The organism is Streptomyces sp. IMTB 2501, assembly GCF_001953885.1.
Lineage (GTDB): Bacteria > Actinomycetota > Actinomycetes > Streptomycetales > Streptomycetaceae > Streptomyces.
Map to the genome: position 1 here is coordinate 154,813 of NZ_MQUS01000011.1, position 26,300 is coordinate 181,112.

Below are 26,300 nucleotides of genomic sequence, written 5' to 3' on the forward strand. Positions count from 1 at the left end.
AGGGGCGTACAGCAGCGAAGTACAGCAACGGGGTCTGGATTGGCTGATCTCGGTCCCGGTACCACCCATGGCGGCGGACAGCTTGCCGAGCGCGGCCCGCACCTCTTCCTCGCTGGATTCCGCGTAGACCTCCATCGTCATGGCGATCTGCGAGTGCCGCGGGATTCGCTGTGCCACCTTCGGGTGGACCTTCAGGGCGACCAGGAGCGAGCTGCACGTGTGCCGGGTGTTCCGGAGCGGGATCACCCGGAGACCGGCCCGGCGAGCCCGCAGGGCGAACATGCGGGTGAGGTTGCCCGGCTCGATCGGGGTTCCGTACTTCGTGGTGAAGATCAGCCCGCGAGTGTCCTGCCAGAGATCACCGGCCGCCTTCCGGTCCCCGGTCTGCTGGGCGCGGCGCATGCGGAGCGCGCTGAGACAGAACTCGGGGAGCGGAAGGAAGTCGTCGGACTCCTCCGTTTTGGTCTCCCGGTGCAGGATCTGTCGCCCCGCGCGCTGGATCTGGTGATCCACGTACAGTTCGCCGGACTCGAAGTCGATCGGCTTCCAGGTGAGGCCGAGAGCCTCACCGCGCCGCAGCCCCAGGCAGGGGGTCAGGACCCAGGCCGCGAAGAGCGGATCTCCTCGGGCGACGGAATCGGCGAGGAAGCGCCCGGCCTCGACCGCGGACCAGGGCTTGATCCGGTGGCGACGAGGCTTGGGCACCTTGACCAGGGAGGCCACGTTCTTATTGATCTCCTCTTCGGTCACGGCGTGGATGAGCGCAGCCCGCAGGGCGTCACGGGCCGCCTGGACGACGCGCCGGGACGGGTAAGCCTCGCAGCACTCCCCGACGGCACAGCAGCGCTGACGTGCCTTGGCCCGCTTGGCGTCCTTGCCCTGCGCGCAGCACTGGCAGATGCCGGCCAGCTTGGTCAGCCACTCCCGGACGTCCCGGACGGTCAACTTGTCGAGCCGCTTCCCGCCCAGGTGCGGGTTGATGCAGCCGCGCGTCCTGACAAGCTCCCGAGGACAGATCCGGCCAGGCGCAGGAAGATGGAATGCGGTGAGACGTACCGAGTACGTCGTCATCACCGTTGTCGGGCGGCGACTTCCGCGCGGCCGCGCGGACAGTGTCGCGGCCCATCGAACACCAACCCGCTGCGCCGCCCGGGCGGTCGGGTCACCCGCTTCCGCCGCCCCCTGCTCCACCGGATCGCACCCGGAGGCAACCATGGGCAAAGTTCTCGGTGACGTGCTGGGTTTCGCGGCCGCCGTCGCGGTCAGCCCGCTCCCGATCATCGCGGTCATCCTCATACTCGCCACGCCTCGGGGACGGCTCAACGGAGTTCTCTTCACCGTCGGCTGGATCCTGGGACTCTCGGCTCTGGGCGCGGTGATGCTGGCGATCGCTTCTCCCGCGGGTGCCACCGCCCACGGCCGGTCGGCCACCTGGGTGGGGGTCCTCAAGCTCGCTCTGGGCGTGTTGCTCATGCTCTTCGGTGCCCGGCAGTGGCACCGGCGCCCCAAGGATCCCTCGCAAGCCCAACTACCGAAGTGGATGGGCGCGATCGACCGTCTCGCACCCGTCAAGGTCTTCGCGCTCGGGCTCGCCCTGGCCGCGCTCAACGCCAAGAACGCCCCGCTGACCATCGCCGCGGGTGCCGCGATCGGCTCGGCCGGGCTGCCGGCCGGGCAGCAGATCGCATCGCTGGCGGTCTTCGTCCTGATCGCCACCCTCGGTGTGCTGGCCCCGTTGGGAGTCTTCCTGCTCGGGGGAGAGCGAGCCAGGACCACGCTCGGCAACTGGAAGGAGTGGGCAGCTCAGCACAATGTCGCCGTGATGGCCGTCCTGTTCTTCGTCCTCGGGCTGAAGCTGCTCGGAGACGGCATCTCCGTCCTCACCTCCTGATGGCAGACGAAGAGCCGTGAGTGCCGGCTGTGGGGAGGATGGGCAGTCCTCCTTGCCGGAGCCGTAGTTGACGGTCGTACGGCCTGTGCACGCTCGTGCCGTCGTACGACCCGTGCACGCTCGTGTCTCTGGACGAGGGCGAAGACGTACGGATCCCGGCTGCTGGGAGGGATCAAGACCGCCGGGCGCACCGCGCCCGGCGGCGCGCGTCAGCATTCCTCGTCGGGGTCGTTCCGGTTCAGCTTCTCGAGGTACTCGTGCGCCAGGTCCGTGGCGCGGGCGAACCAGTCGGTGATGATCGCCAGTTCTTCGGGGGAGTAGTCGGAGAACAGGGCCGTCAGCCGTTTGTAGTGGCCGGTGTACACCGCTTCGACGCGGGTGACGGCGGCCGGTACGGCTGCCACGCGGACCCGGCGGCGGTCCGTGGGGTCGGGGCGGCGGGTGACATAGCCGGCACGTTCGAGGCGGTTGAGGATGCCGGTCACCGCGCCGGTGGTGACATGGGCGCGGGCGGCGAGGTCGCCGGCCGTCAGCAGGTCGTCGCCGGCCTCCAGGACGAAGGCGAAACAGGTCAGGTCGGTGACGCTCAGACCCAGCCGCCGGGCCAGCTCCTGCTGTCCGATCACGTGGGCGGCGATGAGGTGGTCCATGGCCGACAGCGCCTGGGCCGGGGTGGCGGGCGGTCGCGGCGTGCCGTGCATCTTTCGGAATCCCTTAGCTCGTGAGATATTCGAGAAGTAAATTTCTTAGTTCGTGAGGGAATCTCGTCCCCGGAGGCGCTGTATGAGTCTGTACGACGAGGGTCACACGATCGCCGGCTGGACCGGCTTCGGCATCGCGACGGTGGGATGCGGTGTGGTCGGGCTGGGGGTGTGCGAGGCCTCGCTGCCGGTGGCCGTGGGCGGGCTCGCCGTCGCGGCCGTGAGCGTGGTGGTGACGTGGGTCCTGCATCTGGCCGGCTGGGGCAAGCCGCCGGGTGTACGGCTGCGCCAGGAGTGGGGTATGCGGGTCCGGGACGGACAGGCCCGGGAGGGGCACGCCGGGTGTGTCAGCTGCCGGCTGGCGGGGCGGGAGCGCCGGGCCGCCGTGCTGCCCGCGACGAAGGGTGCCGGATCGATGCCCCTGTCGCCTGTCGAGTGAATGTGCTTTCAGAGAGCAGCAGTTGGTGATCGCCGTCCCTGGCTTCCGCGGCTGCGACAGGATCCGCCGGACAGGACCTGGGTCCGGAAAGGCCCTGGGTCCGGACAGGCCCTGGACCCCACCGGGGCGGCCGGCGGGGCGGAAGCGGGGTTGCCTGCCGCCCACAGCCCGTTGTCAGACCCACCACATACCCTCACAAGTGATGGGACAGGTATGGAAGTGCACCGGACTGCGCTGGTCGTCCGATGGGCCCGTGCTGGTGTGGGACGGCGGGCGGTGCAGCGGGCTGCCCTGGGGGAAGCGGGTCGGTTTCGCGGTGCCGAAAGGGGGTGTGCGGACGTGTGTGGGGGCGCGGGGGCATGTGTGTCCGGTGCGGGCCGTGGTGCCGGGGCGAAGTACGGGGGCCCGGTGCGAGGAGTGTGCGCGGCTGGAGCGGGCGCATTCCGTGGCCGCCGACACGATCGCCGACGACCCCCGGCCGTACCGGGTGTATCTGGCGTGGTTCGGGCCCGGGATGGTCAAGGTCGGGATCACCGCCGTGGAGCGGGGCGGCGCGCGGCTGCTCGAACAGGGTGCCGTCTGTTTCAGCTGGCTCGGTACCGGTCCGCTGATGGCCGCCCGGCGCACCGAAGAGCTGTTGCGGGCCGCGCTCCAGGTGCCGGACCGGATTCCGTACGCCGAGAAACGGGCCGTGCGGGCGGACCTGCCGGGGAGCGCGGACGAGCGTGCCGCCGAGGTGCGGGAACTGCATGCGCGGGCCGTGGCGCTCGCCGGGTGGCCGGAGTCCCTGCGGCCGGAGCCCTGTGAAGTGACCGATCACTTCGGGGTTTTCGGGCTCGACCGGGCGGCGGCCGCGTTCGGTGAGGTCGTGGAGCTGGCCCCGGGCGGAGCCGTGAGCGGTGAACTGGTCTCGGCCGCCGGGCCCGATCTGCATCTGGCGGTCGGGGCACGCGGGGTCGTCGTACTCGACACACGGCTGATGGCGGGGTGGGAGCTGGTGCCGTCGGCTGCTTCGGGCATGGCCGGACTCACCTTTCGCGTACGGGAGTTCACACAGGAGCAGGAGGGCCTGTTCTGAGGCGGAGGCAAAGACTCGGATCCCGTACGGATCCCTTTCGGCAAGGGCCATGGACGCCGAACGGCCGTGCGGCCGACGGTGGTGGACATGAGCCATCAACCGAACGCAGCTGAACGGCCCGGGCCCGCCTCTGTCCCCGAACCCCCCCTACTACGCCGTGATCTTCACCTCCACCCGCACCGACACCGACCCCGACGCATACGAGCAGACAGCCGCGCGCCTCTCCCGTCTCGTCCGTGGCATCCCCGGGTTCCTCGGTGAGGACTTCGCCCACAGCCCGGGAGGGCTCGCCATCAGCGTCGCCTACTTTCGGGATCTCGAAGGGATCGAGCGGTGGCGCGGCCATCCCGCGCACCTCGCGGCCAAGCGGCGCGGGCGTGAACGGTGGTACGAGCGGTACGCGATTCACATCGCCCGGGTCGAGCACAGTCACGACTTCAGCCGGCGCGGTCGGGTCGTCAGCCGCCCGGTCTGATCCCCTCCCGTTTCCCAGGTGCTGCCTGAGAGGTGCCTGTGTGTTTCTCAGGGAAATCACAGATGGGGGAAAGCGTCCTCTCAGAGGGTGGCGACAAGGTGTCCACCATGACCACGACCTCGCCCCAGGGGCGCACCGAACTGCTGAGGCCGGACGGGAGCTCCGTCCGGGTGCTTGTGGTGGACGACGAGCTGTCGATCACCGAACTGCTGAGCATGGCCCTTCGTTACGAGGGCTGGCAGATCAGGAGTGCGGGGGACGGACAGGGCGCCATCCAGACCGCTCGTGAGTTCCGGCCCGACGCCGTCGTGCTCGACATGATGCTGCCCGACATGGACGGGCTGGCCGTCCTCGGTCGGCTGCGGCGCGAACTGCCCGACGTGCCCGTGCTGTTCCTGACCGCCAAGGACGCCGTCGAGGACCGTATCGCCGGGCTCACCGCCGGCGGGGACGACTATGTCACCAAGCCGTTCAGCCTGGAGGAGGTCGTGGCGCGGCTGCGGGGGCTCATTCGGAGGTCTGGGGCGGCCGACCGGCGGTCCGACTCCGTGCTGGTCGTCGGGGATCTGACCCTGGACGAGGACAGTCATGAGGTGTCGCGGGCCGGGGAGTCCATTCACCTCACCGCCACCGAGTTCGAGCTGCTGCGCTTCCTCATGCGCAACCCACGGCGTGTGCTCAGCAAGGCGCAGATCCTGGACCGGGTCTGGTCGTACGACTTCGGCGGGCAGGCCAACGTCGTCGAGCTGTACATCTCGTATCTGCGGCGGAAGATCGACGCGGGCCGCGAGCCCATGATCCACACCCGGCGTGGTGCCGGTTACCTGATCAAGCCCGCCGTGTCATGAGCCGGCGGCGACGGCCGGGTCCGCAGCGGCGGCAGAAACGACGTGGGGGTCCCCTCGCTCGGGCGAAGTCGAGAGTGGGGGAGGGCCGGCCGCGCACCCTGCGGACCCGGCTCGTCGTCGCGTCGGTGGTGCTGATCGCCGTGGTGTGCGCGGTGATCGGCACCGTCACGACCCTGGCCCTGCGGTCGCATCTGTACCAGCAGCTGGAGGGCAAGGTGGAGGAGACCGCCGTGCGGGCGGTCGGTCATATGCAGGTTCCGGGTGGCGTCCGGCCCGGCGGGGGCCTGGGCAATCCGGACCTCCCCACGGACTCCGCCACACCGGGCGACAAGGTCGTCAACCTGCTCACCAAGGGTCCGACGCAGCCCCGCACCATCGCGGCATACGTGAAGAACGGATCGATCGCCTCCGCGGCCGTGGCCCAGCAGCAGAACGACGACTACGGGCTCTTCAAGCGGATGCGCGCCGACGGCCTCAACAGCGGGCAGAAGAACGCGCTGAACGCCGTCCCCAAGGACAACAAGGCGCACACGGTGGAGATCCCGGGGCTCGGGAACTACCTCGTCAAGTACGTGACGAGCCGGGACAGCAGCGACGTCTTCTACGTCGCGCTGCCGACCAAGGACGTCGACGACAACATCGACACCCTGATCCTGGTCGAGATCAGCGTCACCGCCGCCGGTCTCATCGCCGCCACCCTCGCCGGTACCGTCATCGTCGGCGTCGCCACGCGTCCCCTCCGCAAGGTCGCCAACACGGCCACCCGGGTCTCCGAACTGCCGCTGCACACCGGCGAGGTGAACCTCAGCGAGCGGGTTCCGGAGTCCGAGTGCGATCCGCACACCGAGGTCGGGCAGGTCGGGGCCGCGCTCAATCGGATGCTCGATCATGTGCACGGTGCGCTGCACTCCCGGCAGCAGAGCGAGATGCGGGTACGGCAGTTCGTCGCCGACGCCAGTCATGAGCTGCGCACACCCCTCGCCTCCATTCGCGGGTACGCCGAGCTGACCCGGCGCGGGCGGGAGCAGGTGGGCCCCGATACGCGGCACGCCCTCGGCCGTATCGAGTCCGAGGCGGGCCGGATGACGCTCCTCGTCGAGGATCTCCTTCTCCTCGCTCGCCTGGACGCCGGGCGGCCGCTGCAGTTCGAGCAGACCGATCTCGTCCCGCTGGTCGTGGACACCATCAGCGACTCCCGCGCGGCCGGCATGGACCACAACTGGCGTCTCGATCTGCCCGATGAGCCGGCGCCCGTGTCGGCGGACGCGGCGCGGATCCAGCAGGTGCTCGTCAATCTGCTCGGCAACGCCCGCAAGCACACCCCGCCCGGTACGACCGTCACCGCACGCGTGCAGCGGCGCGGGCCGTGGATGTGTGTCGACGTCGAGGACAACGGACAGGGCATTCCGCCCGGTCTGCTGCCGCACGTCTTCGAGCGGTTCGCGCGCGGCGACTCCGCGCGGTCGCGGGCCACCGGGTCCACCGGGCTCGGGCTCGCCATCGTGCAGGCGGTCGCGACCGCGCACGGCGGTGCCGTGACGGTGGACAGCATGCCGGGCCGGACCGTGTTCACCGTGTATCTGCCCGCGCCGGCCCCGGCCGCTGTCCGGCCGGCTCCCGAAACCGACTGGCAATCGCACTCACAGGCACAGCACAGTCCCAACACACGGGTGCGACAGGGGACTTGACGAGAGTCGGTCCCATGCGAACCGACTCTTCTCCCGGCACTCTGCCGGCGCGGGAGCACCTCCCGGCCGGCGACGCCGGTACGCCTGTCCTGGACGTAGTGATCCCCGTCTACAACGAGGAGAAGGACCTCCAGCCATGTGTGCTCAGATTGCATGAGCACCTCAAGCACACCTTCCCGTACGCGTTCCGCATCACGATCGCGGACAACGCGTCCACGGACACCACCCCCGAGGTGGCCGCGCGGCTGGCGGCGGAGATCCCCGAGGTCACCAGCTTCCGCCTGGAGCAGAAGGGCCGGGGACGGGCACTGCGGACCGTGTGGTCGGCGTCGAACGCCCCGATCCTCGCCTATATGGACGTCGATCTGTCCACCGACCTCAACGCCCTGCTGCCGCTGGTGGCGCCGCTGATCTCCGGTCACTCGGACCTGGCGATCGGCTCCCGGCTCGCCCGCACCTCCCGGGTGGTGCGCGGCCCCAAGCGCGAGTTCATCAGCCGGGCCTACAACCTGATCCTGCGCGGTTCGCTCCAGGCCCGCTTCTCCGACGCGCAGTGCGGCTTCAAGGCGATCCGGCGCGATGTGGCGCAGGTGCTGCTGCCGCTGGTGGAGGACACCGGCTGGTTCTTCGACACCGAGATGCTGGTGCTCGCCGAGCGGGCGGGGCTCCGGATCCACGAGGTGCCGGTCGACTGGGTCGACGACCCCGACTCCACCGTGCGCATCGTGAAGACGGCGACGGACGACCTGAAGGGTGTGTGGCGGGTCGGCAAGGCCCTGGCCACCGGTTCGCTCCCGCTGGACCGGATCACCCGGCCCTTCGGCGACGACCCGCGCGACCGCGAACTGACCAACGTTCCCAAGGGACTTGCCCGCCAGCTGGTCGGCTTCTGCGTGATCGGCGGCCTGTCGACCCTGTTCTATCTGGTGCTCTACAGCGTCTTCCGGCAGTTCTCCGGCTCCCAGGTCGCCAACGCGCTGGCGCTGCTGGTCTCGGCGATCGCCAACACCGCCGCCAACCGCCGGCTCACCTTCGGGGTGCGCGGCCGGGGCGGCGCCGTACGGCACCAGGCGCAGGGCCTGGTCGTCTTCGGCATCGGTCTCGTGCTGACCAGTGGCTCGCTGGCCGCCCTGAACGCGGCCAGCGACAACCCGGCGCACTCCACCGAGCTGGCGGTGCTCATCGCCGCCAACCTCGCCGCGACCGTGCTGCGCTTCCTGCTCTTCCGCGCCTGGGTCTTCCCGGACCGCGATGAGTCCCCCACCGGCTCGACGGTGGTCGCCGCCCACAGTCCGTCCTCGCCGACGTACAGCGCGAACATGGCGCCCACCACCCCGCCGCACGGCACGGCCGCTCCGTACGCGCCGCTGCCGCAGCGCCCGGTGCCGCACCAGCAGGCGTACGGGCAGGCGTACGAGCAGCCGCACCAGACCACCCAGGTCCGCGCCGGTGATGCCGCGGACGGCAGCTGGAGGGACGCCACCATGCAACTGCAGCCGGTGCGCCCTCACGACACCGATCCGGGGGATCCCCGATGACCACCCACTACGACCAGTCGACGCAGGCGGGCAGCCCCGCCGCCTGGGCCCCGCCGGCGGCCGCCGCGCCGCCCTCGCACCGGGCCGGCCGGCCCAAGGAGCCGTTCGTCCACAGACTCTGGCGCGGCCGCCCGGAGGACCCGCGCTGGGCGCGCCCGGCCCTCCTCGGTCTGCTGGCCGCCACTTTCCTGCTCTACCTCTACAACCTCAGCGCCTCCGGCTACGCCAACTCCTTCTACTCGGCGGCGGTACAGGCGGGCAGCAGGTCCTGGAAGGCGTTCTTCTTCGGCTCACTGGACGCGGGCAACGCGATCACCGTGGACAAGCCGTCGGCCTTCCTGTGGCCGATGGAGCTGTCGGTGCGGATCTTCGGCCTGAACTCCTGGGCGATCCTCACCCCCGAGGTCCTGATGGGCGTCGGCACGGTGGCGGTCGTGTACGCGGCGGTACGACGCCGGTTCAGCCCGGTGGCCGGTCTGGTCGCGGGCGCGGTGCTCGCGCTCACCCCGGTCGCGGCGCTGATGTTCCGGTTCAACAACCCGGACGCGATGCTGGCCCTGCTGATGGCGCTGGCCTGCTACTTCGTCGTACGGGCGGTGGAGGACGGCCGGACGAAGTGGCTGGTGTGGGCCGGGGCCGCGATCGGCTTCGCCTTCCTCGCCAAGACCCTGCAGGCGTTCCTGATCCTGCCGCCGCTGGCGATCGTCCACGCCGTCTGCGCCCCGGTGACGCTGAAGAAGCGGCTCGGTCAACTGGCCCTCGCGACCGCCGCGTTGGTCGTCTCCGGCGGCTGGTGGGTCGCGATCGTGGAGCTGTGGCCGGCCTCCTCCCGCCCCTACATCGGCGGTTCGCAGAACAACAGCTTCCTGGAGCTGACCTTCGGCTACAACGGCCTCGGCCGCATCAACGGCGACGAGACCGGCAGCGTCGGCGGCGGTGGCGGTGCGGGCGGCTCGGGCCGCTGGGGCGCGACGGGCTGGGACCGGATGTTCAGCTCCGAGATCGGCAGCCAGATCTCCTGGCTGCTCCCGGCCACGCTGATCCTGCTGGTCGCGGGCCTGTGGGCGACCAGGAAGATGCGCCGTACGTCCGTCACCCGGGCCTCGTTCCTGGTGTGGGGCGGCTCGCTGCTGATCACCATGGTGGTCTTCAGCTACATGGCGGGCATCTTCCACCAGTACTACACGGTGGCGCTCGCGCCCTGCCTGGCGGCCGTCATCGGCATGGGCGCCGGGCTGCTGTGGGAGCGGCGCACGGAGATCTGGGCGTCGATCACCCTCGCCGCGTCCGTCGTGGCGGCTGCCGCCTGGGGATACGTCCTGCTCAACCGCACCTCCACCTATCTCCCCTGGCTGAAGTGGCTGGTGCTGATCGGCGGTCTGGCGGCAGCGCTGGGCCTGGCCTTCGCCGGCCGGCTCTCCCGGCAGCTGGCTCTCGGGGCGGCGGCGGTCGGCCTGGTGGCCGCGCTCGCCGGTCCGGCGGCGTACACCCTCAGCACGGTGGACTCCGCGCACACCGGCTCCATCCCGACGGCCGGTCCGGCGGGCGCGAGCATGATGGGCTTCGGCGGCGGCCGGATGGGCGGCGGCATGCGCGGCGGCATGCCGGGTGGGCAGGGCCGGCAGGGCCAGGGGCAGAACGGCAACGGGAACGCTCAGGGCCAGAACGGCAACGGTTTCCCGGGCGGCGGTACCGGTGGCTTCCCGGGCGGGGGCATGCCGGGCCAGAACGGCAGCACTCAGGGCCGGCAGAACGGCAACGGCTTCCCCGGCGGCGGCCGGATGGGCGAGGGCGGCATGGGCGGCGGCATGGGTGCCGGCGGCCTGCTGAACGGCGCGAACGTCTCCTCCGCCGCGAAGAAGCTGCTGGAGGAGAACGCGTCCCGGTACACCTGGGTGGCCGCGTCCATCGGCTCCCAGAACGCGGCCAGCTACCAGCTCGCCACCGGGGACCCGGTGATGGCGATCGGCGGCTTCAACGGCACCGATCCGTCCCCGACACTGGCGCAGTTCAAGAAGTACGTGGAGGACGGAAAGATCCACTACTTCATCGCGGGCGGCGGCATGGGCGGCAGCAGCAACGGCACCGCCTCGCAGATCAGCTCGTGGGTCCAGAAGAACTTCAAGAAGGTGACGGTCGGTTCGGCCACCTTCTACGACCTCACGCAGAGGACGAGCAGCTGACGGAAAATGAGTCGTACACCGTATAGTGATCGCTATACGGTGTACGACATGTCTGTATCCCAAGGTCACCCCCAGCGCTGGCTGATCCTCGGCGTCATCTGTCTCGCGCAGCTCACCGTGCTGCTCGACAACACCATCCTGAACGTGGCCATCCCCTCGCTCACCCGCGAGCTGCACGCGGCCACCTCCGACATCCAGTGGATGATCAACGCCTACTCCCTGGTGCAGTCCGGGCTGCTGCTCACCGCGGGCAGCGTCGCCGACCGCTACGGCCGCAAGAAGATGCTCGTCACGGGGCTCGCCCTGTTCGGCATCGGCTCGCTGGTGGCCGGACTCGCCGGATCCACCGGCCAGTTGATCGCCGCGCGGGCCGGCATGGGCGTCGGCGGCGCGCTGCTGCTCACCACGACGCTCGCCGTGGCCATGCAGATCTTCACGCCCGAGGAGCAGCCGAAGGCGATCGGGATCTGGAGCGCGGTCGCCGCGCTGGGCTTTGCGGGAGGTCCGCTCATCGGAGGGTTCGTGCTGAACCACTTCTGGTGGGGCGCGATCTTCCTGATCAACATCCCGGTCGCGGTGCTGGGCCTGATCGCGGTGGTGGCCCTGGTGCCGGAGTCCAAGGCCGCGTCGTCCCGGGGGACGACCCCCTCACCCCCGGGCCGAGGCGACCGCCCGGACCTGCTCGGCGCGGTGCTGTCCACCATCGGCATGGCCTCGCTCGTCTTCGCGATCATCTCCGGTCCGGGCCACGGCTGGACCTCCCCGCGCGTGCTCGGTACGGCGGCCGTGGCGGTGCTGGTGCTCGGCGCCTTCGCCTGGTGGGAGAACCGCGTCGCCGAGCCGATGCTCGACATCCACTTCTTCCGGGACCAGCGCTTCATGGGCGCGGTCGCCGGGGCCGTGCTCATCACCTTCGGTATGGGAGGGGCGCTGTTCCTGCTGACCCAGCATCTGCAGTTCGTGCTCGGATACGGGCCCCTTGAGGCGGGGCTGCGGACCGCTCCGCTGGCGCTGACGGTTGTGCTGCTCAACTTCACGGGGCTGTCGGCGAAGTGGTCCGGGCGGCTGGGTACGCCGGTTTCCATCGCGCTCGGGATGGTGCTGATGTCCTGCGGCCTGGTGGCCATAGCGGAGCTGGACTCCGGGGGCTATGCCGGGACACTGCTCGGTCTGCTGCTGATCGGCGCGGGGTGCGCGATCGCCAACCCGGCGATGGCTCACGCCGTCATGAGCGCGATTCCTGCGGAGAAGGCCGGGGTGGGGGCCGGGATCAACGGAACGTTGGCCGAGTTCGGCAACGGCCTTGGTGTTGCCGTTCTGGGGGCTGTGCTCAGCTCTTCCGTGGCGTCGGGGAAGTCGTTGTCCACCGGACTGGGCGCCGGGCAGTTGGTGGGGGCCGTTGCTGTGCTGCTCGGGGGGTTTGTCGCGGCGGGGTTGCTTCGGCGGGCGGAGAGGGCGGTCGCCTGAGAGCTCGGGGCAGCGTGCGGTCGTGCGGCCGCGGTGCGTTGTGGTTGATCGCTCCCCCAAGTTCTCGGCTTCGCTCGAACCCGGGGGGACCCCCATCGCGGCGGAGCCGCATATCGATACAGTCCCGCGCCCCTTTAGGTTGGACCAGTGGTCGGAATCGAGGAAGGTGCGCCGGTGGTGAAGGACGCAGCGCGGTCGGCGCGGAGCAGTGTCTGGCTGGAGGAGAAGGCCCGCCGGGGTGGTCGTAGTGGCAGTCAGCCCTCCGGGCTGGACCGGGACCGGATCACCGAGGCGTCCGTACGACTGCTGGACGCCGAGGGGCTGGCGAAGTTCTCGATGCGGCGGCTGGCCGCGGAGCTGAACGTCACCGCGATGTCCCTGTACTGGTACGTCGACACCAAGGACGACCTGCTCGAACTCGCCCTGGACGCCGCCTTCGGCGAGCTGCGGCTGCCCGACCCCGAGGCCGCGGGCGAGGACTGGCGCGAGCAACTGCGGGGGCTGGCCGCCGAGTACCGGGCCCTGCTGGTGAGCCACCCCTGGCTGTCGCCGCTGGCGGGGCGCTACTTGAACATCGGCCCCAACTCGCTCGCCTTCTCCCGCGTGGTCCAGCGGGTGGTCCGCCGGGCGGGGCTGCCCGCGCACGGGGTGATGGGAGCGATCTCGGCCGTCTTCCAGTTCGTGTACGGCTACGGCACGATCGAGGGCCACTTCTCCGCCCGGATCGCGGACACCGGGCTGAGCCCGGACGAGTACTACGAGCAGGCCATGGCCATGGTGGCCGAGGCCCCGGAGACCGCCGAGGCCGTCGAGGAGTCCAGGGACCTCATCACGGCCCGCGGCGGGGACACGGTCGCCGAGATGCTGGACCGCGACTTCACCTTCGCCCTGGACCTGCTGATCGCCGGCATCGAGGCGATGGTCGAGCGCGGCTGACCGCCCCTCGGGCAGGCCCTATTCGTTCACCAGCCGTGCCGGGAAGCCGCCCGTCGCCACCGGTCCCCACCGCTCCGGTGTCACCCGGATGATCGACTTGCCCTGCTTGATCATGGCCTCGCGATACTCGTCCCAGTCGGGGTGTTCGCCGGCGATGTTGCGGTAGTACTCGACCAGCGGTTCCACGGAGTCGGGGGTGTCGATGACCTCGGCCGTGCCGTCGATCTGGACCCAGGGCCCGTTCCACTCGTCACTCAGCACCAGCAGGCTCACCCGCGGGTCGCGCCTGGCGTTACGGGTCTTGGCGCGGTCGGGGTAGGTGGACACGACGATCCGGCCCGAGTCGTCCACCCCGCAGGTCAGCGGGGAGGCCTGCGGTCCGCCGTCGGTGCGGCGGGTGATCAGCAGGGCCCGGTGCCGGGGTCGTACGAAGTCCAGCAGCTCGTCCAGCGATACACGGGTGTTGGTAGCGATGTTCGGTGCCATGGGGGCAGCCTAGGGGCACAGTGTGTCCCGGTGGCTGACCCTGCTGTGCCTACGCCTGGGGCAGGGAGTCGCCCTGCACCGCCTGGATGTCCAGCTCCACCTTCAGTGTCGTACCGATGGCGGCGATCCCGGCCTGCAGCACCTGGTTGTAGTTCATCGCGAAGTCCTCGCGGTGCAGCTCGGCGGTCGCGCGGAACGCGGCGCGGGTGCCGCCCCAGGGGTCCGCGCCGGTGCCGAGGTAGGCGAGGTCCAGGTCCACCGGCCGTACGACGCCGTGCATGGACAGCTCGCCGTGGACCGTCCAGCGGTCCGAGCCGGCCGAGGTCAGACCGGTGGAGCGGTAGGTGATCTCCGGGTGGGTCTCCACGTCCAGGAAGTCCCCGGACTTCAGGTGCGTGTCGCGCATGCCGTTGCCCGTGTCGACGGACGCGGCCCTGATGACCGCCTCCACACGGGACTTGGTGACATCGTCCGGCGCGATCTCGATGGTGCCGCCGAACTCGGTGAACCGGCCGTGCACGCTGGAGATCCCCAGGTGCTGGGCGACCGCGGCGACGGAGGAGTGCACCGGGTCGATGGTCCAGGGCCCGGGCGGCGGCAGCTCGGTGCCGCCCTGCCGGGCCAGCGTGACCGTGCCGACCTCGGCGCGGCCGCTCGCGGTGACGATCGCGCTGGACGCGGCCGGCGCGTATCCGACGGCCGTCACGATCACCGTGTACGCCCCCGGCGTCAGCTCGGTGGCATCCCGTACGGCCCCCTCGGCATCCGTCTCGGCGCGCAGTACCTGCGTACCGGTCATGTCGGTCACCGTGACGACCGCGTGCGACACGGCCCACCCGTCCCGCGTACGGATCTTCGCGGTCAGTCCCATCCCGTTTCTCCCTGCAAAGCCTTACAAATTGGTCGCATTGGTCAAAGTGGTCGTACAGCGAACCGGCCCGTGGCGGGGCCTCTCCGGTCGGAGCGTGCCCCGCCACGGGCCGGGTGGAACTACTCGCCGGGGTGGGCGAGCTGGATGTCGTGGCCGTCGACTCCGGTGCCGGCCACGGTCAGGGCCGTCGCCGCCGGCGGGTAGCCCGTCGCGATGACGGTGTACTCGCCGCTGTCCAGGTCGGTGAAGGCGTAAGCGCCGTCCGTGCCGGTGGTGGCCGTGCCGACCACGTTGCCCGCCTGGTCGACGAGCGTCACGCGGGCGTCGGCCAGCGGTCCGTGCGGGGCCTTGACGACACCCTGGAGGCGGGCGCCGGCGTCCAGGTCGATCTCGATCCGGGTGACCCCGGTGGCGCCGATCTCGACCGGCAGCGCACGCGGCCGGAAACCGCTCGCGTTGACGGCCATCGTGACCGTGCCGGGCACCAGGTCGGCGAAGGTGAACTGGCCCTGCTCGCCGGTGGCGGCGGTGGCCAGCAGATCACCGCGGACGTCGGTGACGATCACCATGGCGTCCTTGACCGGCAGCGCGCTCCCGGCGGCCCGGACCACACCGGTCAGCCCGCTGGTGCCGCTGAGCAGGATGTCGTACGGCAGCGGCTCCTCGCCCACCACGATGGTGGAGGCCTGTGGCTGGTAGCCGTCGGCGGAGGCGATCAGGACGTACGACCCGGTACCGGGGGCGTCGACGGAGTAGGAGCCGTCTCCCTGGGCGACCGCGCGGCCCAGCTGGCGGCCGGCCAGCGAGATCAGGGTGACCGCGGCCTGCGCGACCGGAGCGCTCTCGGCGCCGCGGACGAAGCCGTGCACCGGGGTGCCGCCCAGGCCGCCCGAGCCGGGCTCGGCGAGCGTGGCGACGGCGGTCGCCACCGGCGCGGCGGCGGTGGCCATGGCCGGTGCCTCGGCGGAGCCGGCCGCCGGGACGACGGGCTCGGCCCAGCTGGGCACCTTCTGCTGCGCGGGCTCCTGCACGGAGTTCTCCAGGGTCTCCACGGTGGTCTCCACGGGGGCGGCGGCCGGGGCGTCGGCCTCGGCGGCCTGGGCGAGCGCCCCCTTGGTCTTCAGCGGGACCTCCTTGATGAACAGGGTGATCAGGAAGGCGAGGGCGGCGAGGCAGCCGGCGATGAAGAAGACGTCGGCGATGCCGTGGCCGTAGGCGCTCTCCAGCAGCGTCCGCAGCGGCGCCGGCAGCTTGCTCATGTCCGGGATGCTGTCGGTGGAGCTGGAGCCCGCCAGAGCCGCCTGGTACTTCGGGCTCAGGGCGGAGATGCCGTCCTGGACGTAGTGCGTGATCCGGTGGGACATCACCGCGCCGAGCGCGGAGACGCCGACCGCACCGCCGAGGGAGCGGAAGAAGGTCACCGTGGAGCTGGCCGAGCCGAGGTCGGACGGGGCGACCTGGTTCTGCGTGGCGAGCACCAGGTTCTGCATCATCATGCCGATGCCGAGACCCAGCAGCGCCATGAAGATCGCCATCTTCCAGTACTCGGTGTCGTACCGGATGGAGCCGAGGAGGCACAGGCCGGCCGTCACCAGGACGCCACCGCTGACCAGCCACGCCTTCCAGCGGCCGGTGCGGGTGATGAACTGACCCGAGACGGTGGAGGAGACGAACAGGCCGCCGATCATCGGGATGGTCATGACGCCGGACATCGTCGGGGACTTGTCCCGGGCCAGCTGGAAGTACTGGCTGAAGAACACCGTGCCGGTGAACATCGCGACACCGACGAACAGCGAGGCCAGCGAGGCCAGCGTGATGGTGCGGTTCCGGAACAGGCGCAACGGGATGATCGGCTCGCTGACCTTCGACTCCACGAGCACGAACAGCGCGCCGAGGACGACCGAACCGCCGACCATGGCGTACGTCTGCCAGGACAGCCAGTCGTACTTGTCACCGGCGAAGGTGACCCAGACCAGCAGCAGCGAGACAGCGGCCGAGATGAAGAACGCGCCGCCCCAGTCGACCTTGACCTCCCGCTTGACCACGGGCAGGTGCAGGGTCTTCTGCAGCACGATCAGCGCGATGATCGCGAACGGGACACCGACGTAGAAGCACCAGCGCCAGCCCAGCCAGGAGGTGTCGGTGATGACACCGCCGAGCAGCGGGCCGCCGACGGTGGCGACGGCGAAGGTCGCGCCCAGGTAGCCGGAGTAACGCCCGCGCTCGCGGGGCGAGATCATCGCGGCCATGACGATCTGCGCCAGCGCGGACAGACCGCCGACGCCTATGCCCTGGAACACCCGGAAGGTGATCAGCATGCCCGGGTTCTGCGACAGACCGGCCGCCATCGAGGCGACCACGTAGATGACGAGGGCTATCTGGACGAGAGCCTTCTTGCTGTACAGGTCGGCGAGCTTGCCCCACAGGGGAGTGGCCGCCGTCATCGACAGCAGGGCGGCGGTGACCACCCAGGTGTAGGCGGACTGGCCGCCGCCGAGGTCTCCGATGATGTGCGGCAGGGCGTTGGAGACGATCGTCGACGACAGGATCGCCACGAACATGCCGAGGAGGAGGCCGGACAGGGCCTCCATGATCTGCCGGTGCGTCATGGGGGCGTGCTCGGCGGAGCCTCCCCCGTGCTTGGCATGAGCCCGCACACCGGCTGGTGTGGTCGTTGCCATGGGCTTCCTTCTCTTACGTGCTTGCGGGTGTACGGGTGGTCTCTTCGAGTACGGGGGCGGCTACGGAGGCGTGCCGCAGCGGCGCGGACCGGCAGTCGCCGAACGAGTCGCGCAGCCGGGTCATCAGCCGGATCAACTGGTTGACCTCGTCGTCGGTCCAGTCGGCGAGCCGCTCGGCCAGCAGATGCGTGGTCCGCCGGGACAGCTCGTCGAGCTGCTCCAGACCCGCGGGCGTCAGGCGCAGGATGCGCGAGCGCTTGTCCGCCGGGTCCGGGTGCCGCTCGATCCAGCCGCGCGCGGCGACGTGCGCGACATGCCGGCTGGTGACCGACATGTCCACGGCGAGCAGCTCCGCGAGCTTGCTCATGCGCATGTCCCCGTGGCGGCCGAGCAGTGTCAGCACGGCGGCCGAACCGGTCGGGCAGTCGGGCGGCAGAATCCGTCCCATGTCCCGTTTCACGGCTCCGACGGCACTGAGCTGACGCGCCAGCTCTTCGAATTGCGCCTGCTCGGCCATCACACCTCCCGTATTCGTTGCTTGGGGCAACCATAGCGATGTTTGGTTGCTGCAGGCAAACAAACAGGGGGGCCGGTGCCGCAAAAACTTGGCAAAGGCAAGTATTGCGAACGTAAACGTGCAGGTCGGTGCGGGTGAGGTGCCCCCCTCTGTCCCGGTGGCCCCGCACTTGGGCCAGTCACCTGGATTCGCTAGTGTCTCGGGCCATGGCTAACACCCAGGGCCCCCAGGGCAATTACGACCCTGCCGGCAGCACCCAGATGTTCCGCGCGTTCGTCGACGAGGCTCCCCAGGGGCGCCAGGCGCAGGCGGCCGCCTCCTCCGGTCCCCGCGTCGGCTTGATCATCGGCGTCATCGTGGCCATCGCCGTGGTGGCGGGTGTGGCCTGGCTGGCACTCATGTAAGGAGTACGGCGCGCTGCGCGCCCCCTTCTCCTACTTCCACCGGACGGACACGTCCCGCGTCTCGATGTGCATGCCGAGCGGCACGCGCCAGGCGTCGACGCACACTGTCCAGGTGGGGCTCTTGCGCGCGCCCGGCGCGATCGGCACCGGCAGGCCGGCGGTCGAGTCGACCGTCCCCCAGTCGATACCGAGCAGGCCGATGATGTGCGTCCCGAACGTCACCGAGCCCGAACGCACCGCCGTACCCCCGAAGTTGCGGAAGGCGACGGTGACCTTCTGGCACCAGCGCTGATCCGCCGGTTTCGTCGTGGGCCTGCCCCAGGAGAGCGCGGCGGGGCCGGCGGGCGTGCTGCCGCCGGGAGTTGGGGCGGGCGAGCCGGATGCGGACGGCGCGGGCGTCGTACGACCGGACGTGTCGCCGGTGCCGCCGGAAGGGCTGGGTGTGTCCGGCGAGGGTGCGGTCTGCTCCGGGGCGCCGGTTCCGGGCGAGCCGCTCGGTTGCCCTGAACCGGGTGTGCCGAGCGGGGAGTTGTCCTGCCCGGAGCCGCCACTCGGTGTACTCCCGCCGTCCTTTTCGCCGTCCAGCGGTACCAGCGACACCGAGCCGGTCGGAGTGGCAGCCGGCGCACGCCCGCTCTCCGGGCCGCCCGCCGCGCCGATCGCGACATAGCCGCCGCCCGGCCCGCTCGAAGCGGCGCACGCTCCCAGAACCCCGCCCAGACAGACGACGGCCGCCGACGCTGCCGTAAAGGCGCCCCGGCGGCCACGCGTCCATGCCGCATGTGTCGCATGTGTCGTTCGAGCGGTGTCGTCCGGCCCTGTCGCTCCCAGCATCGGGCCAGTGTCGCTGACGATCCGTCAGAATTGAAGCCTCGGTCGAGGATCGGCCTCAGTCCGAGATCAGGCCTTCCCGGAGCTGGGCCAGCGTCCGGGTCAGCAGGCGCGAGACGTGCATCTGGGAGATGCCGACCTCCTCGCCGATCTGGGACTGGGTCATGTTCGCGAAGAAGCGGAGCATGATGATCCGGCGCTCCCGGGGCGGGAGTTTGGCCAGCAGGGGCTTCAGGGACTCGCGGTACTCCACACCCTCCAGGGCGGTGTCCTCGTAGCCGAGCCGGTCGGCCAGGGAGCCCTCGCCGCCGTCGTCCTCGGGGGCCGGGGAGTCCAGCGAGGAGGCGGTGTAGGCGTTGCCGACCGCGAGGCCGTCGACGACGTCCTCCTCGGAGACGCCGAGCACCGCGGCCAGCTCAGTCACCGTCGGGGAGCGGTCCAGCTTCTGGGAAAGCTCGTCGCTCGCCTTGGTCAGCGCCAGGCGCAGCTCCTGCAGCCGGCGCGGGACGCGCACCGACCAGGAGGTGTCTCGGAAGAAGCGCTTGATCTCGCCGACCACCGTCGGCATGGCGAACGTCGGGAACTCCACGCCCCGTTCGCAGTCGAAGCGGTCGATCGCCTTGATCAGGCCGATGGTGCCGACCTGGACGATGTCCTCCATCGGCTCGTTGCGGGAGCGGAAGCGCGCGGCCGCGTAGCGGACCAGCGGCAGGTTCAGCTCGATCAGGGTGTCCCGGACGTAGGCCCGCTCCGGGCTGTCCTCGTCGAGGGCGGCGAGCCGCAGGAAGAGGGAGCGGGACAGGGTACGGGTGTCGATGTCCCCCGAAGCCGGCGGAGCCGGGATGTCGGCGGCCGCCGCGGCGGGCGGGGCCGGCACGGCGTCGAGGGCCGTGACGCCCTCGATGCCGTCGAGGACGTCGAGCGCGTCGAGCTCCTTGGGCGCTGCCTCGCTCTTCGCGGGCGTCAGCACCTTCGAGCTGCCCTGGTCTGCGGACATGCCACCCCCTTTGGGTCGCGGGACGGTCGGGGCGGCGCCGCCTTTCGAGCAACGCAGCCTTCACCTGAATACCGGAGCGGAAGGCCCGGCAAACGCGTCTCCCGCAGAATGTCACATGTCGGCAACACGCTGTAGTGACATGTCGACATGCGAGATGCGAATCGGCCCTGGAAAGAAGGGGTCTGACGCCTTTTCGGATCTGAACTGTCGGCATCTGTGCTGGTGAGCGATTCGCCCGCGACGGTGAGGCATCGATCGGGTTTGCGATGCAGGGTGTGCTGCGGTGCATGCTTCCGTGCGCCCGCTGTGCTCCGTCCTGAGGGCTTCTACGGCCTCTATGCGTCGATGCGATTCGCGGAGCGGAGCCGCTGGAAGCTGCGGGCGAGGAGCCGGGAGACATGCATCTGGGAGACGCCGAGTTCCGCGCTGATCTGAGACTGGGTGAGATTGCTGTAGTAGCGCAGGAGAAGGATTCTCTGTTCGCGCTCGGGGAGTTGGACGAGCAGATGCCGGATCAGGTCGCGGTGTTCCACGCCGTCCAGGGCCGGGTCCTCGTAGCCGATGCGGTCCAGCAGGCCGGGCAGTCCGTCGCCCTCCTGCGCGGCCTCCAGCGAGGTGGCGTGGTACGACCGTCCCGCCTCGATGCAGCTCAGCACCTCGTCCTCGCTGATCCGGAGCCGCTCGGCGATCTCGGCGGTGGACGGGGAGCGGCCGTAGAGCGTGGTGAGGTCCTCGGTCGCGCTGTTGACCTGCACCCACAGCTCGTGCAGCCGGCGCGGTACGTGGACCGTGCGGACGTTGTCCCGGAAGTACCGTTTGATCTCGCCGACCACGGTCGGCATCGCGAAGGTCGGGAACTGCACGCCCCGGTCCGGGTCGAACCGGTCGATGGCGTTGATCAGGCCGATGGTGCCGACCTGGACGACGTCCTCCATGGGCTCGTTGCGGGAGCGGAAGCGGGCCGCCGCGTAGCGCACGAGCGGGAGGTTCGCCTCGATCAGGGCTCCGCGCACGCGGTGGTGCTCCGGCGTGCCCGGCGTCAGGTCCTTCAGCTCGGCGAAGAGCACCTGGGTGAGGGCTCGGGTGTCGGCGCCACGCCGCTTCTCGGGTGCCGTGGGAGCGGGTGCGGGGGCAGGAGTGGTCGCCTCCTCCTGGGGCGGCGCAGTACTGGCCGACACGGTCAACGCCACCTCTTCATCGATCAACCATCCGTCAAAAGTGGTCATAGCATCACAAGAGATGTGCACTGTGTGCAAGCACCAGATAACGCCGTGTTGTTTTCAAACATCGACAAGTTGGGGCGTAAGGCGCACGAAAGCCCCCCGCCGTTCCGGCGGAGGGCTGTGTCCCGCGAAGGGGTTCCGGAGGGGTTCCGGGAGGCTCAGAATTCGTAGTCGGCGATCACCCACGTGGCGAACTCGCGCCACTGCGTGACCCCTGCCTGATGGGCCGGGTGCTCCAGGTAGCGCTTGAGGGCGTCGGTGTCCTCGACCGCCGAGTTGATCGCGAAGTCGTAGGCGATGGGCCGGTCGCTGACGTTCCAGCCGCACTCCCAGAAGCGCAGCTCCTCGATCTGGCCGCCGAGGGCCCGGAAGGCCTCCACCCCCGCCACGACCCGCGGATCGTCGCGCTCGACGCCCTCGTTGAGCTTGAAGAGGACCAGATGGCGGATCATGGGATGTACCTCAGCTCTTTCCTCCGTTGGCGACCCAGGTCATGAAGTTGCCCACGGCCTTGGCGGCGTCCGATATGCCCTCGAAGACTATCTGGACGTAGTGGGCCGCCTTGGGCGGGTCCGTGATGATCACGTACAGACAGAAGACCACGAGCACGTATATGGCGATCTTCTTGGCGTTCACCGCCACCGCGGCCTCCCCTGTGGTGTATGCCCTGCGGGCGCCCTGCTGCCGGCGGCGAGTGTAACCTTCATGCCCCTTTTAGGGACCAACGGCCCGCCGTCCGAGGTCTTTTGCCGGGCCCGGTCGGCTGCCGCGCGGTGCACGATGGAGAGAACCCGGCGGGTCCGGCAGGAATCCGCGGGGGCGGGGACGGGACCCCGACTGCGGGGTGCGGGCCGCGCATCCCCCCGACGGCGGCGCGCACTTGAGGGTCCGGTCCCCTGCGTCCCTTCCTCAGGACGTAAGAAGGGCCCCGTCTTCCGACGGGGCCCTTCTTCGAGCGGTAGCGGAGGGATTTGAACCCTCGGTGACTTGCGCCACACTCGCTTTCGAGGCGAGCTCCTTCGGCCGCTCGGACACGCTACCGAGGGAGACCTTACAGCAAGGTGGGGCATGGTTCGAAATCGGAATTCGGCGGTCCCGTGACCGGTCCTGTCACCGGTCCCGGAAGAAGTCGGTGAGAAGCCGGGCGGACTCCGTCGCGAGTACGCCCTCGACGACCTCTGGACGGTGATTGAGCCGACGGTCGCGGATCACGTCCCACAGCGAGCCCGCCGCACCCGCCTTCTCGTCCCGGGCGCCGTAGACGACCCGGTCGACACGGGACTGGACGATCGCGCCGGCGCACATCGTGCACGGCTCCAGGGTGACCACGAGCGTGCAGTCGGACAGCCGCCACTGACCGAGCGTGGCCGCGGCCCGCCGGATCGCGAGGATCTCCGCGTGGGCCGTGGGATCGCCGGTGGCCTCGCGTTCGTTGTGCCCGGCGGCGAGCACCGTCGTACCGTCCGGGGACAGCACGACGGCGCCGACGGGGACGTCCCCACCCCGGACGGCCCGTTCGGCCTCGTCCAGGGCGCGTCGCATCGCCGCCCGCCAGCGGTCGCGTACCGGGTCCGCCGCGGCAGCCGTGTCGTCGATGGTCAGCGGACGGTCTCCAGCACCTCCGAGGCACCCAGGGCCTCGGCGATCGAGCTCAGCGCGTCGTCGGCGTCCAGGGCGCGCAGCTCCTTCTCGCTGATGCCCAGGTCGTCGAGGATCTGGCTGTCGCCCACCGGGCTGTGCGGGACCGCGTCGCCGGTGCCCTCCTCGTCGTCCTCGTCGGACTCGGACTCGCCGTCCTCCGTGCCGTCGAGGTCGAGGGAGTCCAGGTCGTCGACGTCGTCGGCGCCCGGCTCCCGGCCGAGCAGCTCGTCGGTGAGCAGCAGCTCGCCGTACGCGCTGCGCTGGGCGGCGGCGGCGTCCGAGACGTAGATGCGAGGGTCGTCCTCGCCGTCCACGCGGACGACGCCGAACCAGGCGTCCTCCTGCTCGATCAGGACGAGCACCGTGTCGTCGTCGGGAGAGGCTTCCCGGGCCAGGTCGGCCAGATCCGACAAGGTCTCCACATCGTCGAGCTCTGTGTCGCTCGCTTCCCACCCGTCTTCGGTGCGCGCGAGCAGTGCGGCGAAGTACACCGTGACTCTCCCACTGGTCATAGGCGTGCCGGTTGGGGGTCCCCCCGGCGGAGGTACTTGGGCGGAGAGAGCTGGGCTCCGAGCCCCACCCACTCGGAATCGTGGCAGAAACATGGCTTTCAGGGGACGTCTTCGGCTCCCTGTGTCTGGCTGTTTCGATCGTGGATCTGTCATCGACGCAACCGACCGCTCGTTCCCGCCACCTGCGGATCGTACGCGGCTTTGCCAGGCACTCACGCACGCCCACCACGCAAACTCCGCCACGGGCGTGGATCTTCCTCACCCAGAACTTTTCTTACCGGGCCTTGCCCAAGCGCTTTCCCCCTTCGGGCGGACTACCAGCGGAACGTCCGCATGCGCATCGCGTGCCGCAGCCGGGCGGCCTTGGCGCGTCGCGGCTGCACCCGGGCGCGCAGCTCACGGGCCTCGGCGAGGTCACGCAGGAACTGGGCGCGCCGCCGCCGTCGCTCGGCATCCGTCTCGGGTGCGTCGGTCTCGCGTATCGCGGGCTCGCCGGTGTCCCCGGGCGCGTGCTTCGGAAGGTCAGGCAGGTCAGGCACGTCACACCACCCCAGTCCGTCCCTCCCACTTTCCCTCGGATGGGCGGTTTGACGCCAGCATCAGGGGGCCCTGAGCGCAGGTACCGTTATGGGCATGCGTCTCCACGTCGTCGACCACCCCCTGGTCGCCCACAAGCTCACCACCCTGCGCGACCAGCGCACCGACTCCGCGACCTTCCGCCGGCTCGCCGACGAACTGGTCACCCTGCTCGCCTATGAGGCCACGCGGGACGTGCGCACCGAGGCCGTCGACGTCCAGACCCCGGTCGCGCGGACGACGGGCGTCAAGCTCGCCCGTCCGCGTCCGCTGGTCGTGCCGATCCTGCGCGCCGGCCTCGGCATGCTGGACGGCATGGTGCGGCTGCTGCCGACCGCCGAGGTCGGCTTCCTGGGCATGATCCGCAACGAGGAGACGCTGCAGGCCTCCACGTACGCCTCGCGTATGCCGGAGGACCTCTCGGGCCGTCAGGTGTACGTCCTGGACCCGATGCTGGCCACGGGGGGCACCCTGGTCGCGGCGATCCAGGAGCTGATCAAGCGGGGGGCCGACGACGTGACCGCGGTGGTGCTGCTGGCCGCGCCGGAAGGCGTCGAGGTCATGGAGCGGGAGCTGGCGGGGACGCCGGTGACGGTGGTGACGGCCGCGGTGGACGACCACCTCAATGAGCACGGGTACATCGTGCCGGGGCTGGGCGACGCCGGGGATCGGCTCTATGGCGCGGCTGAGTAGTTTTTGCGCCTGACTGTCGTTTTTTGCGCCCAGTGGGGTGCGTTTTGCGCCCAGTGGGGTGCGGCTTCGGCGCCGTTCGCGGGTGCGGCTGTGTTGTGGTCGGTCGCGCGGTTCCACGCGCCCCTTGGGGGCGCCGGTCAGCAGCTCTTCTGCGCAGGAGCCGTCGGCTTCGTGGCGGTCAGGGCCGTCAGGGCCTGGTCGGCGGCTGTCGGCTGGGCCAGGCCCTTGAAGGTGTCGCCGAGGATGAGGTCGAGGTCGGGGCCCTTGCGGGTGGCGTCGGTGCGCTGCTGGGCGCCGGTCAGCTGGGTGCCCAGGACCGCCAGTGAGGTGTTCTGGGCCGAGGGCGGGCCGAGCAGGACCCCGGCGTTCTTCACCTTCTTGTCGTAGTCGTTGCTCGCGTTGCCGACGTCGCCGATCTTGAAGCCGCGTTTCTTGAGCGCGTCCGCGGTGTCCTTGGCGAGGCCGGCGCGGTTCGTGGCGTTGTAGACGTTCACGGTGATCTCGCCCGGCTTGGGCAGGGCCGTGCCCCTGGCCGCCGTCGAGGCCCTGGTCCGGCAGTCCTCCTTGGTGCCGGCAGTCGCCGTCTTCTTGGTGCCGCCGGTGAAGACGTCGATGAGCTGCAGGGTGCCCCAGCCGATCAGGCCGAGCACGGCGACGGACGCCACCACGGCGGCGACGAGCCTGCCGCGTCGGCGCGGCGGACGCATCCGAGGGTATTTGTCCCCCGTGATCCGGTACTGGCCGCCCATGCCGGGGGGAGTCAGCATGCTCATGGGCGCAGCGTAGTGCGCCTGAGCGACGATGCCTATTAGATGATCAGTCGATGCCGCTCAGCGGAACCCGAAAGGGTCAAAGGCCAACGGCCGTGTCGCGTCGGGTCAGTCGAGTTCGAGCACGCGTGCGTGCAGCACCTGGCGCTGCTGGAGGGCGGCGCGGACCGCGCGGTGCAGCCCGTCCTCCAGATAGAGGTCACCCTGCCACTTCACGACGTGGGCGAAGAGGTCGCCGTAGAACGTCGAGTCCTCGGCCAGCAGGGTCTCCAGGTCGAGCTGCCCCTTGGTCGTCACGAGCTGATCGAGGCGGACCGGGCGCGGCGCGACGTCCGCCCACTGCCGGGTGCTTTCCCGGCCGTGGTCGGGGTACGGCCGGCCGTTTCCGATGCGCTTGAAGATCACACGGAAAGCCTACCGGTCAAGACGTTCCGGGCGCAGCCATGGCGGCGGAGTGCGACGCTTGAAAAGATGCGCCAAAAGGAGCAAAAGCGCCTCTATCGGGAGCAGGTGGCCGAGATGAGTGACAGCGAGACCGTGTCGCCCGCCACCTCTCGGAGCGCCGCCGCGCCCCCCGCCGAGGCAGGGAAGGGCGCCTCCGGGTAGTTCGGAAAGCCGGAGTTCGACACGGCGGATTTCCTCCGTACGGCCGACCCTGTCCGCGCGTCACGGCCGTTGTGCACAGGCTGTGGACCGGTCCGGCACGGCCTGGCGGGGGTGGTGGGCCGCCCCCGCCGGTGCCGGTTCAGCGGTTTCGTTCCTCGGGTGTCCGCCGCGGTTCTTCCTTCTGTTCCGGCCTGGGTGCCGTGGCACGCCTGGCCTCCGCGCGCACCAGGGCACGCAGGACGGCATAC

Annotated in this window: 27 protein-coding genes, 1 tRNA gene and 1 pseudogene; 12 read left to right on the forward strand and 17 right to left on the reverse strand. The window is 70.2% G+C overall.

Annotated features, from left to right (window positions below):
- Positions 1-54: 54 nt before the first annotated feature.
- Positions 55-981: pseudogene (locus AV521_RS20620) on the reverse strand (tyrosine-type recombinase/integrase); the annotation flags it as partial.
- A gap of 232 nt (positions 982-1,213) precedes the next feature.
- Between AV521_RS20620 and AV521_RS20625 the strand changes: the two are divergent.
- A complete protein-coding gene (locus AV521_RS20625) occupies positions 1,214-1,891 on the forward strand; it encodes a GAP family protein (RefSeq protein WP_076089947.1) in 678 nt (225 codons plus the stop codon).
- Between the two features lie 209 nt (positions 1,892-2,100).
- Here AV521_RS20625 and AV521_RS20630 read toward each other — a convergent pair whose 3' ends face one another.
- Positions 2,101-2,592, reverse strand: a complete 492-nt coding sequence (locus tag AV521_RS20630) for a helix-turn-helix domain-containing protein (RefSeq protein ID WP_076089948.1) — start codon at positions 2,590-2,592, stop codon at positions 2,101-2,103.
- A gap of 82 nt (positions 2,593-2,674) precedes the next feature.
- On the opposite strand from AV521_RS20630, the gene AV521_RS20635 reads away from it, so the two are divergent.
- From AV521_RS20635 to AV521_RS20675, 9 genes are all read left to right on the forward strand, one after another.
- Entirely contained in the window at positions 2,675-3,031 is a 357-nt protein-coding gene (locus AV521_RS20635; RefSeq protein WP_076089949.1) for an HGxxPAAW family protein, read from the forward strand.
- 202 nt (positions 3,032-3,233) lie between these two features.
- Positions 3,234-4,109 carry a DUF2797 domain-containing protein gene (locus AV521_RS20640; RefSeq protein ID WP_076089950.1) on the forward strand — a complete coding sequence of 292 codons (876 nt, stop codon included), beginning with the start codon at positions 3,234-3,236 and terminating at the stop codon, positions 4,107-4,109.
- A gap of 157 nt (positions 4,110-4,266) precedes the next feature.
- The gene (locus tag AV521_RS20645) at positions 4,267-4,584 is read left to right on the forward strand and encodes an antibiotic biosynthesis monooxygenase (RefSeq protein ID WP_107480965.1); all 318 of its coding nucleotides are present in this window, start codon (positions 4,267-4,269) and stop codon (positions 4,582-4,584) included.
- Positions 4,585-4,691: 107 nt separating this feature from the next.
- Entirely contained in the window at positions 4,692-5,432 is a 741-nt protein-coding gene (locus tag AV521_RS20650) for a response regulator transcription factor (RefSeq protein WP_256725638.1), read from the forward strand.
- Positions 5,429-7,120, forward strand: coding sequence for a HAMP domain-containing sensor histidine kinase (locus AV521_RS20655; RefSeq protein WP_079249341.1), 1,692 nt, complete (start codon positions 5,429-5,431; stop codon positions 7,118-7,120). The genes AV521_RS20650 and AV521_RS20655 overlap by 4 nt, the downstream gene beginning before the upstream one ends.
- A 14-nt stretch (positions 7,121-7,134) precedes the next feature.
- The gene (locus AV521_RS20660) at positions 7,135-8,658 is read left to right on the forward strand and encodes a bifunctional glycosyltransferase family 2/GtrA family protein (RefSeq protein WP_076089953.1); all 1,524 of its coding nucleotides are present in this window, start codon (positions 7,135-7,137) and stop codon (positions 8,656-8,658) included.
- Complete coding sequence (locus AV521_RS20665) at positions 8,655-10,841, forward strand: glycosyltransferase family 39 protein (RefSeq protein WP_079249342.1); 2,187 nt, start codon at positions 8,655-8,657, stop codon at positions 10,839-10,841. Before AV521_RS20660 ends, AV521_RS20665 begins: the two co-directional genes overlap by 4 nt.
- A 48-nt stretch (positions 10,842-10,889) precedes the next feature.
- The gene (locus AV521_RS20670) at positions 10,890-12,308 is read left to right on the forward strand and encodes an MFS transporter (protein WP_179023252.1); all 1,419 of its coding nucleotides are present in this window, start codon (positions 10,890-10,892) and stop codon (positions 12,306-12,308) included.
- Between the two features lie 174 nt (positions 12,309-12,482).
- A complete protein-coding gene (locus AV521_RS20675; protein WP_076089955.1) occupies positions 12,483-13,244 on the forward strand; it encodes a TetR/AcrR family transcriptional regulator in 762 nt (253 codons plus the stop codon).
- 18 nt (positions 13,245-13,262) lie between these two features.
- Here AV521_RS20675 and AV521_RS20680 read toward each other — a convergent pair whose 3' ends face one another.
- From AV521_RS20680 to AV521_RS20695, 4 genes are all read right to left on the reverse strand, one after another.
- Positions 13,263-13,730: a PPOX class F420-dependent oxidoreductase gene (locus tag AV521_RS20680; RefSeq protein WP_076089956.1), complete on the reverse strand. Its 468-nt coding sequence runs from the start codon at positions 13,728-13,730 to the stop codon at positions 13,263-13,265.
- A 49-nt stretch (positions 13,731-13,779) separates the two neighbouring features.
- Entirely contained in the window at positions 13,780-14,601 is an 822-nt protein-coding gene (locus tag AV521_RS20685; RefSeq protein WP_076089957.1) for a YceI family protein, read from the reverse strand.
- Between the two features lie 119 nt (positions 14,602-14,720).
- A complete protein-coding gene (locus AV521_RS20690) occupies positions 14,721-17,282 on the reverse strand; it encodes an MFS transporter (protein ID WP_107480967.1) in 2,562 nt (853 codons plus the stop codon).
- 13 nt (positions 17,283-17,295) lie between these two features.
- Positions 17,296-17,799, reverse strand: a complete 504-nt coding sequence (locus tag AV521_RS20695; protein ID WP_076089958.1) for a MarR family winged helix-turn-helix transcriptional regulator — start codon at positions 17,797-17,799, stop codon at positions 17,296-17,298.
- 206 nt (positions 17,800-18,005) lie between these two features.
- Between AV521_RS20695 and AV521_RS20700 the strand changes: the two genes are divergently transcribed.
- On the forward strand, positions 18,006-18,203 hold the full coding sequence (locus AV521_RS20700) for a hypothetical protein (protein WP_076089959.1): 198 nt from the start codon (positions 18,006-18,008) through the stop codon (positions 18,201-18,203).
- Positions 18,204-18,233: 30 nt separating this feature from the next.
- Here AV521_RS20700 and AV521_RS20705 read toward each other — a convergent pair whose 3' ends face one another.
- The 9 genes from AV521_RS20705 to AV521_RS20745 form a co-directional block, all read right to left on the reverse strand.
- Complete coding sequence (locus AV521_RS20705; protein ID WP_076089960.1) at positions 18,234-19,037, reverse strand: hypothetical protein; 804 nt, start codon at positions 19,035-19,037, stop codon at positions 18,234-18,236.
- A 55-nt stretch (positions 19,038-19,092) separates the two neighbouring features.
- Positions 19,093-20,031, reverse strand: a complete 939-nt coding sequence (locus tag AV521_RS20710) for an RNA polymerase sigma factor SigF (RefSeq protein ID WP_076089961.1) — start codon at positions 20,029-20,031, stop codon at positions 19,093-19,095.
- 335 nt (positions 20,032-20,366) lie between these two features.
- Positions 20,367-21,257: an RNA polymerase sigma factor SigF gene (locus tag AV521_RS20715; RefSeq protein ID WP_076089962.1), complete on the reverse strand. Its 891-nt coding sequence runs from the start codon at positions 21,255-21,257 to the stop codon at positions 20,367-20,369.
- Positions 21,258-21,412: 155 nt separating this feature from the next.
- A complete protein-coding gene (locus tag AV521_RS20720; RefSeq protein ID WP_076089963.1) occupies positions 21,413-21,706 on the reverse strand; it encodes a Dabb family protein in 294 nt (97 codons plus the stop codon).
- Between the two features lie 10 nt (positions 21,707-21,716).
- The gene (locus AV521_RS20725) at positions 21,717-21,896 is read right to left on the reverse strand and encodes a hypothetical protein (protein ID WP_023548835.1); all 180 of its coding nucleotides are present in this window, start codon (positions 21,894-21,896) and stop codon (positions 21,717-21,719) included.
- A 314-nt stretch (positions 21,897-22,210) separates the two neighbouring features.
- A tRNA-Ser gene (locus tag AV521_RS20730) sits at positions 22,211-22,295 on the reverse strand.
- Positions 22,296-22,364: 69 nt separating this feature from the next.
- A complete protein-coding gene (tadA, locus tag AV521_RS20735) occupies positions 22,365-22,796 on the reverse strand; it encodes a tRNA adenosine(34) deaminase TadA (protein WP_076089964.1) in 432 nt (143 codons plus the stop codon).
- Positions 22,797-22,852: 56 nt separating this feature from the next.
- Positions 22,853-23,386 (reverse strand): hypothetical protein, encoded by a 534-nt coding sequence (locus AV521_RS20740; RefSeq protein ID WP_076089965.1) that lies wholly within the window; start codon positions 23,384-23,386, stop codon positions 22,853-22,855.
- A gap of 335 nt (positions 23,387-23,721) precedes the next feature.
- Positions 23,722-23,946 (reverse strand): hypothetical protein, encoded by a 225-nt coding sequence (locus AV521_RS20745; RefSeq protein ID WP_076089966.1) that lies wholly within the window; start codon positions 23,944-23,946, stop codon positions 23,722-23,724.
- A gap of 94 nt (positions 23,947-24,040) precedes the next feature.
- Between AV521_RS20745 and upp the strand changes: the two genes are divergently transcribed.
- Positions 24,041-24,676 carry a uracil phosphoribosyltransferase gene (gene upp, locus AV521_RS20750; protein ID WP_076090043.1) on the forward strand — a complete coding sequence of 212 codons (636 nt, stop codon included), beginning with the start codon at positions 24,041-24,043 and terminating at the stop codon, positions 24,674-24,676.
- Positions 24,677-24,813: 137 nt separating this feature from the next.
- On the opposite strand, the gene AV521_RS20755 is transcribed toward upp, so the two are convergent.
- Together AV521_RS20755 and AV521_RS20760 are read right to left on the reverse strand one after the other, a co-directional pair.
- A complete protein-coding gene (locus tag AV521_RS20755) occupies positions 24,814-25,449 on the reverse strand; it encodes a LytR C-terminal domain-containing protein (protein WP_076089967.1) in 636 nt (211 codons plus the stop codon).
- Positions 25,450-25,554: 105 nt separating this feature from the next.
- Complete coding sequence (locus AV521_RS20760) at positions 25,555-25,851, reverse strand: type II toxin-antitoxin system VapB family antitoxin (protein WP_003999914.1); 297 nt, start codon at positions 25,849-25,851, stop codon at positions 25,555-25,557.
- Positions 25,852-26,300: the final 449 nt, after the last annotated feature.

Excerpts from the sequence above, each read along its gene's own strand:
- AV521_RS20625 (WP_076089947.1), top strand. The coding sequence starts at position 1,214 with ATGGGCAAAGTTCTCGGTGACGTGCTGGGTTTCGCGGCCGCCGTCGCG.
- AV521_RS20630 (WP_076089948.1), bottom strand. The coding sequence starts at position 2,592 with ATGCACGGCACGCCGCGACCGCCCGCCACCCCGGCCCAGGCGCTGTCG.
- AV521_RS20635 (WP_076089949.1), top strand. The coding sequence starts at position 2,675 with ATGAGTCTGTACGACGAGGGTCACACGATCGCCGGCTGGACCGGCTTC.
- AV521_RS20640 (WP_076089950.1), top strand. The coding sequence starts at position 3,234 with ATGGGACAGGTATGGAAGTGCACCGGACTGCGCTGGTCGTCCGATGGG.
- AV521_RS20650 (WP_256725638.1), top strand. The coding sequence starts at position 4,692 with ATGACCACGACCTCGCCCCAGGGGCGCACCGAACTGCTGAGGCCGGAC.
- AV521_RS20655 (WP_079249341.1), top strand. The coding sequence starts at position 5,429 with ATGAGCCGGCGGCGACGGCCGGGTCCGCAGCGGCGGCAGAAACGACGT.
- AV521_RS20660 (WP_076089953.1), top strand. The coding sequence starts at position 7,135 with ATGCGAACCGACTCTTCTCCCGGCACTCTGCCGGCGCGGGAGCACCTC.
- AV521_RS20665 (WP_079249342.1), top strand. The coding sequence starts at position 8,655 with ATGACCACCCACTACGACCAGTCGACGCAGGCGGGCAGCCCCGCCGCC.
- AV521_RS20670 (WP_179023252.1), top strand. The coding sequence starts at position 10,890 with ATGTCTGTATCCCAAGGTCACCCCCAGCGCTGGCTGATCCTCGGCGTC.
- AV521_RS20680 (WP_076089956.1), bottom strand. The coding sequence starts at position 13,730 with ATGGCACCGAACATCGCTACCAACACCCGTGTATCGCTGGACGAGCTG.
- AV521_RS20685 (WP_076089957.1), bottom strand. The coding sequence starts at position 14,601 with ATGGGACTGACCGCGAAGATCCGTACGCGGGACGGGTGGGCCGTGTCG.
- AV521_RS20690 (WP_107480967.1), bottom strand. The coding sequence starts at position 17,282 with ATGGCAACGACCACACCAGCCGGTGTGCGGGCTCATGCCAAGCACGGG.
- AV521_RS20695 (WP_076089958.1), bottom strand. The coding sequence starts at position 17,799 with ATGGCCGAGCAGGCGCAATTCGAAGAGCTGGCGCGTCAGCTCAGTGCC.
- AV521_RS20700 (WP_076089959.1), top strand. The coding sequence starts at position 18,006 with ATGGCTAACACCCAGGGCCCCCAGGGCAATTACGACCCTGCCGGCAGC.
- AV521_RS20705 (WP_076089960.1), bottom strand. The coding sequence starts at position 19,037 with ATGCTGGGAGCGACAGGGCCGGACGACACCGCTCGAACGACACATGCG.
- AV521_RS20710 (WP_076089961.1), bottom strand. The coding sequence starts at position 20,031 with ATGTCCGCAGACCAGGGCAGCTCGAAGGTGCTGACGCCCGCGAAGAGC.
- AV521_RS20715 (WP_076089962.1), bottom strand. The coding sequence starts at position 21,257 with ATGACCACTTTTGACGGATGGTTGATCGATGAAGAGGTGGCGTTGACC.
- AV521_RS20720 (WP_076089963.1), bottom strand. The coding sequence starts at position 21,706 with ATGATCCGCCATCTGGTCCTCTTCAAGCTCAACGAGGGCGTCGAGCGC.
- tadA (WP_076089964.1), bottom strand. The coding sequence starts at position 22,796 with ATGCGACGCGCCCTGGACGAGGCCGAACGGGCCGTCCGGGGTGGGGAC.
- upp (WP_076090043.1), top strand. The coding sequence starts at position 24,041 with ATGCGTCTCCACGTCGTCGACCACCCCCTGGTCGCCCACAAGCTCACC.
- AV521_RS20755 (WP_076089967.1), bottom strand. The coding sequence starts at position 25,449 with ATGAGCATGCTGACTCCCCCCGGCATGGGCGGCCAGTACCGGATCACG.